Source organism: Mycobacterium sp. (assembly GCF_052145595.1).
Classification (GTDB): Bacteria; Actinomycetota; Actinomycetes; order Mycobacteriales; family Mycobacteriaceae; genus Mycobacterium.
In genome coordinates this window covers 19,921-31,049 of the sequence record NZ_JBKQOI010000337.1, presented here as the reverse complement: position 1 = coordinate 31,049, position 11,129 = coordinate 19,921, and the positions used below count along the sequence as shown (strand labels likewise).

Here is an 11,129-nt window from a genome sequence, read left to right as displayed (position 1 = left end):
CACGCCCTGCTACCCGCTGGTGGCCAGCTGATCGGCGTCGGTGAGGTGCGGACAATCCTGGTGACGATCGTCGCGTCGATGCTGGCCGGTGTGGTGGCTTATGTGGCCGATCGGCTGCTGGGGCTGGGCCGGCTGACGGCGCACGGCGGCGCGGGTTCGCTGCTGCGCCTGTTCCTGCTGGCAACCATCATGCTGCCGATCCTGGCCACGGTCATGCTCCGCGCGCGGGTTCCCGACGCGCAGGCAGCGCTGGCCGCCGTCAGGCGCCGAATTCCGGGCGGCCGCGGGGGCCAGAGCGGGGCGCCGGGCCCTCGCAAAGCGACTGTGCCGGATCGATCGTCTCAGCGGGGCCCCGTCACGTACTCTGAGCAGAGGAATTCGTCCCGGCCGGGGGCAAATGCGCTCCAGGAACCGATCCGGCGCACGCCTCCGGAGCGGGCACCGATAGCCCGGGTAGCGAAAGGACCGGAGGTGACCGACCGCCCAACGGAGAGCGCCGCACCCACCGGTGGATCCGGCTCGGGGTCAGGCGCCGAGCTGCCGCGGCCGGTCGCCGACGACTTCCAGCCCGACATTCCAGCTGGTAACGAGCCCGGACCCGCGGCGCCCCGCCCGTCCGCCCAGCTGAAAAATGGCAATCTATCGCCCGAATCCGCCCGTGGGCCCATCCCCTTCGACGCGCCCCGCGAGCGCGGTGCGGAATCGTCGGCGCCTTCGGAGGATGTCCACTTGGTTCCCGGCGCCCGCATCGCCGGTGGCCGGTATCGGCTGCTGGTCTTCCACGGCGGCGCGCCTCCCCTGCAGTTCTGGCAGGCGCTGGACACCGCGCTCGACCGGCAGGTCGCATTGACCTTCGTCGATCCGGACGGGGCCCTGCCCGACGACGTGCTGCAGGAGATCCTGTCCCGCACCCTGCGGCTCAGCCGCATCGACAAGCCCGGTGTCGCCCGGGTGCTCGACGTGGTCCACACCGGCGCCGGCGGCTTGGTGGTCGCGGAGTGGATTCGCGGTGGCTCGTTGCAGGAGGTGGCCGACACCTCACCGTCGCCCGTCGGTGCCGTCCGGGCAATGCAGTCGCTGGCCGCCGCCGCTGACGCGGCCCATCGCGCCGGCGTAGCCCTGTCGATCGACCATCCCAGCCGGGTGCGGGTCAGCATCGAAGGCGACGTGGTGCTGGCCTATCCCGCGACCATGCCCGACGCCAACCCGCAGGACGACATCCGCGGAATCGGCGGCGCGCTGTATGCCCTATTGATCAATCGCTGGCCGCTGCCGGAGTCTGGGGTGCGCAGCGGGCTGGCACGGGCGGAGCGGGATTCCGCGGGCAATCCCGTCGAACCAATGATCATCGACTCCGACATCCCCTTCCAGATTTCCGCCGTCGCTGTTCGTGCGGTTCAGGAAGACGGCGGAATACGCAGTGCTTCAACGCTTTTGAACTTGCTACAGCAAGCGACCGCGGTGGCCGACCGCACAGAGATACTCGGTCCGATCGACGATTCGCCAGCCGTGCCCGCCTCTCGCGTAGCACCCGGCCGGGAATACGCGGCGTTCGTACGACGACGCCGCAACGTGCTGATCGGTGTCGGCGCCGCCCTTGCCGTCATCGTGGTGGCCCTGCTGGTGCTGGGGACGGTGGTGAGCAAGATCTTCGGCAACCTCGGCGGCGGCCTGAACAAAGACGAGCTCGGGCTGAACGCACCCTCATCGTCGGCGTCGTCGTCGGTCGGTTCGGCCCCCGCGGGCAGCATCGTCAAACCGGCCAAGGCAACGGTCTTTTCGCCCGACGGCGAGGCCGACAACCCGGGACAGGCCGGGCTGGCGATCGACGGCGATCCGGCGACGGCCTGGGAAACCGACACTTATACCGACGCCGTCCCGTTCCCCAGCTTCAAGAACGGCGTCGGGTTGATGTTGCAGTTGCCGAACCCCACCGTGGTCGGCGCTGTCTCCCTCGACGTTTCCAGCACCGGAACCAAGGTCGAGATTCGCTCCTCGTCCACGCCGACGCCGTCGAAATTGGAAGACACCACGGTGCTGACGCCGGCCACCGCAGTTAAGCCCGGGCACAACACCATCGCGGTCAAGGCCGGCGCGCCGACATCGAATCTGCTGGTCTGGATCTCGACGTTGGGGACCACCGACGGCAAGAGCAAAACGGCTATCTCGGAAATCACGGTCCAGGCCGCGTCCTGAGCGGGAGCTCGTTGCGAAACTCACAGCGGCCCCCGAAGGTGAAGTGCCGCGCGGCAACCGATTGGTTACTGTCCGACCGTGGGTTTCGGGGGTAACAACCAGCGGGAACGCAGTGACGCCGAACTGCTGGCAGCCCACGTTGCGGGTGACCGCTACGCCTTCGGCGAGTTGTTCCACCGTCACCAACGGCAGCTGCACCGGCTGGCCCGGCTCACCACCCGCACGCCCGAGGACGCGGAGGATGCGCTGCAGGACGCGATGCTCTCGGCGCACCGCGGCGCAAGTTCCTTTCGACATGACGCCGCGGTCGGCAGTTGGCTGCACCGCATCGTGGTCAACGCCTGCCTGGACCGGCTCCGGCGCACCAAAGCCCACCCGACCGCCCCGTTAGAGGACATCCACCCGGTAGCCGATCGGACGGCTCAGGTCGAGACGGCCATCGTGGTGCAGCGGGCGTTGATGCGGCTTCCCGTCGAGCAGCGGGCGGCGGTGGCGGCCGTCGACATGCTGGGCTATTCGGTTGCCGACACCGCCGCACTGCTGGGAGTTGCCGAGGGCACCGTCAAGAGCCGATGCGCCCGCGCCCGAGTTCGCCTCGCCAAGCTGCTCGGTTATGTCAGCGCGGGAGCCCACGCCAAGCCCGACCCCCCTGCCGGGCGGCGGCAGTCCCCGTAAGAAGCCCCGCGCATGGCCGTCCGGCGGTGCATGACGGACACTGGGGCGGATGGATCCTGCAGATCATGGGAAAGCCGACGCGGACCCGCCGCTGACGGTCGAGCTTCTCGCCGATCTGCAGGCCGGTCTGCTGGACGACGATTCCGCGGCCCGGGTGCGTAAACGGGTCCGCGAAGACCCGGAGGCCGAAGAAATCCTGCGCGCCTTGAATCGGGTGCGCTGTGACGTCGCCACCACGGGCACCGACCCGGCATCGGCGCCGGATGTCCCGCCAGAGGTCAGCGCCCGAGTCTCGGCGGCGCTCAACGCGGCGGGTCGAAGCGATTCACGCCCCGCCGCCGCGCATTCGGCCCGGCCGCACATCCGACCCGCGAGGGTAATCGCGGGCGCGGTCGGCGCGGGCGCGGTGCTCGCGGCGATCGGCGTGGGAACCGCGGCACTGATCAAGGCGCCCGGGCCCACGCCCAGCTCCCCGGTCACCGCCGAACACATCACGGTGTCGGCGCCGCCGATGGCGATCCCGCTATCTCAGGCCGAGATTCTCGGCCTGCTCAACCGCGGTCCGGACTTCGGCCCGATCGGAGGCCCGCTCAGCGACCCACCACGGCGCGCCTCCTGTCTCAGCGGCCTCGGCTATCCGGCGGCCACGCAGGTGCTCGGAGCGCGACCGATCGAAATCAATGCCCGCCCCGGGATACTGCTGGTGTTGCCCGCAGACACGCCCGACAACCTGGCGGTCTTTGCGGTGGCGCTGAACTGCAGCGCCGCCGACACCGGCTTGTTGGCCAGCACGCAGGTCCCCCGCCCTTAGTGTGGTGCCATGTGTTGTGCTTCCGTAGTGCCCAAGCCCGCGGGAACACCCGCACCTACGCTGGCGTTCGTAGACGTAGCTTCAGTACCTGAAAGGTTCGTATGACCGCCGCCACTCCTGCTCACGACGCTTATGACAACAAACTCCACGAAGTTGTCCATGAAGTCATCGTCATCGGTTCCGGCCCCGCCGGGTACACCGCAGCCCTCTACACGGCTCGCGCGCAGCTGGCACCGCTGGTGTTTGAGGGCACGTCTTACGGTGGGGCGCTGATGACCACGACGGAGGTGGAGAACTACCCCGGCTTCCGCGACGGCATCACCGGCCCGGAGTTGATGGACGAGATGCGTGAGCAGGCGCTGCGGTTCGGGGCGGATTTGCGGATGGACGACATCGAGTCGGTGTCGCTGGACGGGCCGGTGAAATCGGTCGTCACCGCCGACGGGGAGACCCACCGGGCCCGCGCCGTGATTTTGGCCATGGGTGCCGCGGCGCGGTACCTGCACGTGCCCGGCGAGCAGGAGTTGCTGGGTCGTGGGGTCAGCTCGTGTGCCACCTGCGACGGGTTTTTCTTCCGCGACCAGGACATCGCCGTGATTGGGGGTGGCGACTCGGCGATGGAGGAAGCCACCTTTTTGACCCGGTTTGCTCGTAGCGTCACCCTGGTGCACCGGCGCGAGGAGTTCCGGGCCTCGAAGATCATGCTCGAGCGGGCCCGTACCAACGACAAGATTAAAATCATCACCAATCACACCGTGGTCGCGGTCGATGGGGCCGAGTCCGTCACCGGATTGCGGTTGCGCGACACCGTCACTGGCAAGGAGACCACCCTGGCGGTGACCGGCGTTTTCGTCGCGATCGGTCACGAGCCGCGTTCAGCCCTGGTGCGCGATGCCGTCGAAGTCGACCACGAGGGCTACGTCCTTGTGCGGGGACGCACCACCAGCACCTCTCTCGACGGCGTGTTCGCGGCCGGCGACCTCGTGGACCGGACCTACCGGCAAGCGGTCACCGCCGCGGGAAGTGGCTGCGCCGCGGCCATCGACGCGGAACGCTGGCTGGCCGAGCAGGAGTCAGGCCCGGCCGCGACGGCACAGCGGCAGTTGGAAACGCTGAAGGTACCGACACATTGATTGGAGCATCACGATGACCGATGCCGAAAAGGCAGGGACCACAATAGAAGTCTCTGACGCGTCTTTTTCCACCGACGTGCTGTCCAGCAATAAGCCTGTGCTGGTTGACTTTTGGGCAACGTGGTGCGGACCGTGCAAGATGGTCGCGCCGGTCCTCGAGGAAATCGCAAGCGAGCGGGCCGGCCAGCTGACCGTCGCCAAGCTCGACGTTGACGCCAACCCTGAAACAGCGCGGGATTTCCAGGTGGTCTCGATCCCCACGATGATCCTGTTCAAGGATGGCCAACCGGTGAAGCGGATCGTCGGCGCCAAGGGCAAGGCGGCGCTGCTGCGTGAGCTTTCCGACGCGGTTCCCAACCTGACCTGACCCCAACCGCTTCGCGCAGCGCGCCTCGCGGTTAGCCTGGGGTTTTCCGGAAATTGAGCAGTGTCTGCGACAATGAATGTTAGTTGTTGCCCGTATTCAAACTGTCAGTTTGTCCCGGAGGGCCCTTGGTATGTCGAGTCCGCGCCGTGAAGACGGCGATGCGTTGCGCCGTGGTGACCGCAGCGCTGCTGTGACCGAAATCCGGGCTAAGCTGGCCTCGTTAGGGCTGCTGGACAATCCAGACGAAGACCTGACCACAGGCCGGCATGTGGCCCTTGAGTTTTTCGACGCCGAGCTCGACCAGGCGGTGCGTGCCTTCCAGCAGCAACGCGGTCTGTTGGTCGACGGCATCGTCGGCGAGGCCACCTACCGGGCCCTGAAGGAAGCCTCTTACCGACTCGGCGCGCGCACGCTGTATCACCAATTCGGCGCTCCGCTGTACGGTGACGACGTCGCCACGCTGCAGGCGCGGCTGCAGGACCTCGGGTTCTACACCGGCCTGGTCGACGGGTATTTCGGCCTGCAGACCCACAAAGCTTTGATGTCGTATCAGCGCGAGTATGGGCTCGCCGCCGACGGCATTTGTGGCCCAGAAACGCTGCGCTCCTTGTACTTTCTGAGTTCGCGGGTCACGGGCGGCTCGCCGCACGCCATTCGCGAGGAAGAGCTCGTTCGCCGATCGGGCCCCAAGCTGTCGGGCAAGCGCATTATCATCGATCCGGGCCGCGGCGGCGCGGACCACGGCTCCATCATCCAGGGTCCGGCCGGACCCGTCAGCGAAGCGGATGTGTTGTGGGACTTGGCGAGTCGGCTTGAGGGACGGATGACCGCCATCGGTATGGAGACCTTCCTGTCGCGACCGACCAATCGCAGTCCGTCGGACGCCGAACGCGCCGCTACGGCCAATCACGTTGGCGCAGATCTGATGATCAGCCTGCGCTGCGAATCTCAGGTCAGCACCTCGGCCAACGGCGTGGCCTCGTTCCACTTCGGAAACTCACATGGTTCCGTCTCTACCATCGGCCGCAATCTCGCCGACTTCATTCAGCGAGAAGTTGTGGCCCGCACCGGTTTACGGGATTGTCGGACACACGGACGGACGTGGGATCTACTGCGACTGACTCGAATGCCGACCGTTCAGGTCGACATCGGCTACATCACCAACCCGCGCGATCGCACGATGCTGGTCTCGACGCAGACTCGCGACGCGATCGCCGAAGGCATCCTCGCCGCGGTCAAGCGACTTTATCTACTGGGCAAGAACGATCGGCCCACCGGCACGTTCACCTTCGCCGAGCTGCTCGCTCACGAATTGGCGGTGGAGCGGGCGAGCAGGCTGGGCGGTTCCTAACCACTCTGGGTGACCTGCGGTGATCTACAAGGTATTTGCGGCCGTAGATCCCGCCCCGACCGGCTGTTGCAGCTGAGCGTTCGCCAGCAGACGCTCCAACGCCGCCTCGACCTCGGCCTTCCACCCAAGACCCTTGTCCAGCTCGAGCCGCAGTCGGGGGAAGTACGGATGTGGCGCCACCACAACGAAACCCACGTCCTTCAAGAACTCAGCGTCGATGACGCAGTGCTCAACCGAGCAGTCGCCGAGAGCCTCCAGCACCGGTCGGACGTCGGGTTCCACCGCCTGCGGATCCTGCAACTCCGAAGTCGCCGGGGTGCGGCCGAAGGCTTCCAGCGCTCGGACTCCGCGGCGGACCAATTCGTCAATCACCCGGGCGATGAGCCCGTGCGGCAGATCGTCGGCGGCTGGCCCGGGTTCGATGCCCATCGACGTCAGCAGCACCGCGTCCGCCGACACCGGCGCGGTGGGAAATCGCTGCGCCCGCGGCACCGCTCCCGGCGGCGCGTAGAGGACATACCCCAGGCAAGGCGGTTCGGTGTGGCTGCGCTCGTCGTGCGGGACCGCGGTGGCGACCTGGCCGCATGAGCCCCACTCCAGCATCACCATCGACAACCACGCTTCCTTTTCGAATTCGGGGTCGGCGAGGCGGCCCTGGTCCCCGAGGGTCGCGGGATCGACCTCCCAGAAGACGCAGCGGCGCGCATGCTTGGGAAGCTGCTCGAACGCCTCGAGCCGCAGCGGCGTGATTCGGGCAGACACTAGCCTCCTGGCTTTCGTGCGGTGCGGGAGCCATTAAATTATGGGGCCACCCGCAGCCACTCCAGAATAGGAGAGGTTGTCGTCATCGGGCCAGTCTTCGCCCCGCCACTCGATCCGCCGGGGCCAAGTGCCCCGCGCACCACGGCAGTGACCGGCTGAACGCCGAAATGGTTTGACACACATGGCAACTCCGCCCGAGTGTGGTGCTTCGGGCGGGTCGATTCGCCGCCGAAACCGGTGCAGTGTCACAGTGACGTAATTACACGTTATGCGTGCTCATGCCTTGGGAGGGGTCATGACGTCGACGATCCGCCGGAGGTCATCCACCGAACCGAACTCCACCACGATCCTCCCCTTGCGTTTGCCAAGACTGACCGTCACCCGCGTGTCGAAGACGTTCGACAGCCGGTCGGCAACGTCTTGCAGGCCGGGCATCTGGATCGGCTTGCGCCGCTGGGGTGCCGGCGTGGCCACGTCACCGCGGTTGGCCAGAGTGACCGCCTCCTCGGTGGCTCGCACCGACAGACCCTCCGCGACGATCCGGCCGGCCAGCTCCTCCTGCGCCTCGGGTCCGGCCTCCAGGGACAGCAGCGCGCGGGCATGACCAGCCGACAGGACACCCGCCGCCACCCGCCGCTGCACCGCGATCGGCAGCTTCAGCAGCCGAATCATATTGGTGATCAGCGGCCGCGAGCGGCCGATGCGGGACGCCAGTTGGTCGTGGGTGACACCGAACTCGTCGAGCAGCTGCTGGTAGGCGGCCGCCTCTTCCAACGGGTTCAGCTGTACCCGATGGATGTTCTCGAGCAACGCGTCGCGCAGCAGATTGTCGTCGCCGGTCTCGCGCACGATGGCCGGGATGGTGGCCAGGCCGGCCTCTTGGGCCGCCCGCCAGCGTCGCTCCCCCATTACGATCTGGTACCGAGCGCCGCTCTGCGATCCGGTCACCGCCCGAACCACGATGGGCTGCAGGAGGCCGAATTCGCGAATGGAGTGCACCAGTTCCGACAGCGCCTCCTCGTCGAACACCTGCCGTGGCTGCCGTGGATTGCGTTCGATATCGGCCGGTGCGATCTCGCGATACACCGCGCCCACCGCGGCGACATTCTGCGTCGGCCCCCCGATCAGGACGTCGGCAGCCGCATCCCCCATCCGTGGGCCCAGCGTCGCCGGTCCCGAGTCGCCGTCCGCGGGACCGGTCGGGATCAGCGAAGCCAGGCCCCGGCCAAGGCCGCCCTTCTTGCGTAATGGCTGCGTCATGCTCGTCCCTTCACGGAATGGTGGTCAATCACGCTCGGCGAGTTCGCGGCTCGCGTCGAGGTAGCTCATCGCCCCGCGCGAACCGGGGTCGTAGTCGATGATCGTCATGCTGTAGCCGGGTGCCTCCGACACCTTGACGCTGCGCGGAATTACCGTGCGCAGCACCTTGGTTCCGAAGTACCGGCGTACCTCTTCGGCCACCTGGTCGGCGAGCTTGGTCCGCCCGTCGTACATGGTGAGGATCACGGTGGTCACCTCGAGCTTCGGATTGAGGTGCGCCTTGACCATCTCGATGTTGCGCATCAGTTGTGACACACCCTCGAGCGCGTAGTACTCGCACTGAATCGGGATCATCACCTCCGGTGCGGCGACGAGCGCGTTGATGGTCAGCAGTCCAAGCGACGGTGGGCAGTCGACGAAGACGTAGTCGAAATCGAAGTCGTCGAGCTGAGCCAAAGCGGTACGCAACCGGTTCTCGCGCGCCACCATACTTACCAACTCGATCTCGGCGCCGGCCAGATCGATTGTCGCCGGCACGCAGGACAGCCGCTCGCTGTGGGGGCTGAGTCGTATCGCGTCCCGCAACGAGACCTCGCCGAGGAGTACCTCGTACGAGGAGGGTGTCCCCGCCTGCCGGTCGGTGATACCGAGCGCCGTGCTCGCGTTGCCCTGGGGATCGAGGTCGATGACGAGCGTCTTGATTCCTTGCACCGCAAGCGCGGCGGCGAGGTTGACCGCGGTCGTGGTTTTGCCCACGCCGCCCTTCTGGTTCGCGATGGTGAAAACCCGGCGGTGGCGCGGGCGGCGCAGCGGTGGGTAGGTGGTATGCAGGATCCGCATGGCGCGCTCCGCGGCGGCGCCGATCGGGGTGTCAAATTCTTCCTCGGATGTTTCACGTGAAACATGTCCCGGCGCTGCGTCCGCCGAGTCCACCGGCAACGCCCTCTCCTGCTGCCGGTCCTGCGGTACGACGGGCGCCGCGGCCGGGGTCTGCGCCTGCCCGAAGCCCGGCGTAGAAGGACTGGAACCCGCGGACCGGTCTTCTGGAGAACTCATCTCGTCCCCCCGTTTGCCATTCGAGCCGGCCTGCGCCGCGATTGCTTTCCTCGCCGCGCTAACACCACGGTCGCGGGCGGACGCAAATAGTTCGCGCCACATGTGACCACCCTGACATCAACAGCGCCCGATTCCGCCATCACACGCCGGTGCGCTTCCACTTCATCAGCAGCACGCTCTCCCTTGATTGCGACCATTCGCCCGCCCGGCCGTAGCAACGGCATACTCCACTTCACCAACTTGTCCAGAGCGGCGACGGCTCGCGACACCGCGGCGTCCCTGCCTCCGAACCGATCGCGCACCCAACGATCCTCCGCACGGCCACGAACCACCTCGATGGCCAACCCTAGTTCGGCCACGACCTCGGTGAGAAACTGGTTTCGGCGGAGCAATGGTTCGAGCAATACGATCTCGAGATCGGGCCGGGCGATCGCTAACGGTATCCCCGGCAAGCCCGCCCCGCTGCCGATGTCCACCACCCGCTCACCCGCATCGAGAAGCTCGCCCACCACCGCACTGTTGAGCAGATGCCGGTCCCAAATTCGATCGATCTCTCGCGGCCCCAGGAGCCCACGCTCCACGCCGGCTCCGGCAAGTAACTCCGCGTACCGTTGCGCAAGATCAAGCCGCGCCCCGAAGATCGCAGCCGGGGCCTCGGTGACCGAGCCAGCGACCGAATCGCCCGACGCGGCGGGTTCCGTCGCCTGCGCCGCCGGGGCGCCATGTTTCACGTGAAACATCGTCTGGTCTTGTTTCACGTGAAACATCCCTCGGTCGTCTGTGGCCTTCGAAGCTGCTTTGTGCTCTGGACTCCGCGCGAATTACACAGTTGTGACTCGGCCCCGGATCAGTCGAGCAGGACGACTACCCGTCGTGCCGGCTCCACACCTTCGCTTTCGCTGTGTACTCCCGGCACCGTCGCCACGGCATCGTGGACGATCTTGCGCTCGAACGGTGTCATCGGGGAGAGCGCTTCGCGCTCGCCGGAGCCGAGCACCCGGCGCGCTACCTTCTCGCCGAGCGTGGCCAATTCCTCGCGGCGCCGCCGTCGCCAACTCGCAACGTCGAGCATCAACCGACTCCGCACACCGGTCTTCTGGTGCACCGCCAGGCGGGTGAGCTCCTGCAGGGCATCGAGCACTTCACCCCCGCGCCCGACCAACTTGTTCAAGTCGTCGCTGCCGTCGATGCTCACGACGGCGCGGTTGCCCTCGACGTCCAGATCGATGTCGCCGTCGAAGTCCAACAGATCCAACAGCTCTTCGAGATAGTCGCCGGCGATCTCCCCCTCGGCGACCAATCGCTCCTCGAGGTCCTCGGTTGCTTCGGCTTCTTCACCGCCGGCATCCGCTGTCGCCGCGTCGTCGGGCGCGTCCTGGACCGACACTGGCGTGTCAAGTTCGGCATCGAAATCGCGCTCTGTGGTGTTGGCGTCGGTCATGTCTTTCTCTCTCCCTCATCCAGGGGCCCCTGTCCTGTCGGGGTCACTCGCCCGAGGCGGCCCCATGAAGTCGTTGG

The 11,129-nt window shown here is 66.9% G+C and carries 9 protein-coding genes and 2 pseudogenes; 6 read left to right on the top strand and 5 right to left on the bottom strand.

The features are described 5' to 3' along the window. From ACLP4W_RS28125 to ACLP4W_RS28100, 6 genes and pseudogenes are all read left to right on the top strand, one after another. A pseudogene (locus tag ACLP4W_RS28125) lies at positions 1-2,196 on the top strand (murein biosynthesis protein MurJ); the annotation flags it as partial. 78 nt (positions 2,197-2,274) lie between these two features. Continuing rightward, the gene (gene sigM, locus ACLP4W_RS28120; RefSeq protein WP_442390631.1) at positions 2,275-2,871 is read left to right on the top strand and encodes an RNA polymerase sigma factor SigM; all 597 of its coding nucleotides are present in this window, start codon (positions 2,275-2,277) and stop codon (positions 2,869-2,871) included. 49 nt (positions 2,872-2,920) lie between these two features. Beyond that, positions 2,921-3,682, top strand: a complete 762-nt coding sequence (locus tag ACLP4W_RS28115; protein ID WP_442390630.1) for a hypothetical protein — start codon at positions 2,921-2,923, stop codon at positions 3,680-3,682. A gap of 101 nt (positions 3,683-3,783) precedes the next feature. Beyond that, positions 3,784-4,832 (top strand): annotated as a pseudogene (gene trxB / locus ACLP4W_RS28110) (thioredoxin-disulfide reductase). After that, entirely contained in the window at positions 4,829-5,182 is a 354-nt protein-coding gene (gene trxA / locus ACLP4W_RS28105) for a thioredoxin (protein WP_442390629.1), read from the top strand. The pseudogene trxB and the gene trxA overlap by 4 nt, the downstream one beginning before the upstream one ends. A 130-nt stretch (positions 5,183-5,312) precedes the next feature. Next, complete coding sequence (locus tag ACLP4W_RS28100; protein WP_442390628.1) at positions 5,313-6,533, top strand: N-acetylmuramoyl-L-alanine amidase; 1,221 nt, start codon at positions 5,313-5,315, stop codon at positions 6,531-6,533. Between the two features lie 24 nt (positions 6,534-6,557). On the opposite strand, the gene ACLP4W_RS28095 is transcribed toward ACLP4W_RS28100, so the two are convergent. The 5 genes from ACLP4W_RS28095 to ACLP4W_RS28075 form a co-directional block, all read right to left on the bottom strand. After that, positions 6,558-7,295 carry an acetyltransferase gene (locus ACLP4W_RS28095; protein WP_442390627.1) on the bottom strand — a complete coding sequence of 246 codons (738 nt, stop codon included), beginning with the start codon at positions 7,293-7,295 and terminating at the stop codon, positions 6,558-6,560. Positions 7,296-7,571: 276 nt separating this feature from the next. Then, on the bottom strand, positions 7,572-8,555 hold the full coding sequence (locus ACLP4W_RS28090) for a ParB/RepB/Spo0J family partition protein (protein ID WP_442390626.1): 984 nt from the start codon (positions 8,553-8,555) through the stop codon (positions 7,572-7,574). A gap of 24 nt (positions 8,556-8,579) precedes the next feature. Next, on the bottom strand, positions 8,580-9,611 hold the full coding sequence (locus ACLP4W_RS28085; RefSeq protein ID WP_442390625.1) for a ParA family protein: 1,032 nt from the start codon (positions 9,609-9,611) through the stop codon (positions 8,580-8,582). Beyond that, positions 9,608-10,351 carry a 16S rRNA (guanine(527)-N(7))-methyltransferase RsmG gene (rsmG, locus tag ACLP4W_RS28080; RefSeq protein ID WP_442390633.1) on the bottom strand — a complete coding sequence of 248 codons (744 nt, stop codon included), beginning with the start codon at positions 10,349-10,351 and terminating at the stop codon, positions 9,608-9,610. Before rsmG ends, ACLP4W_RS28085 begins: the two co-directional genes overlap by 4 nt. Positions 10,352-10,458: 107 nt before the next feature. After that, positions 10,459-11,052, bottom strand: a complete 594-nt coding sequence (locus ACLP4W_RS28075; protein WP_442390624.1) for a Jag family protein — start codon at positions 11,050-11,052, stop codon at positions 10,459-10,461. Positions 11,053-11,129: the final 77 nt, after the last annotated feature.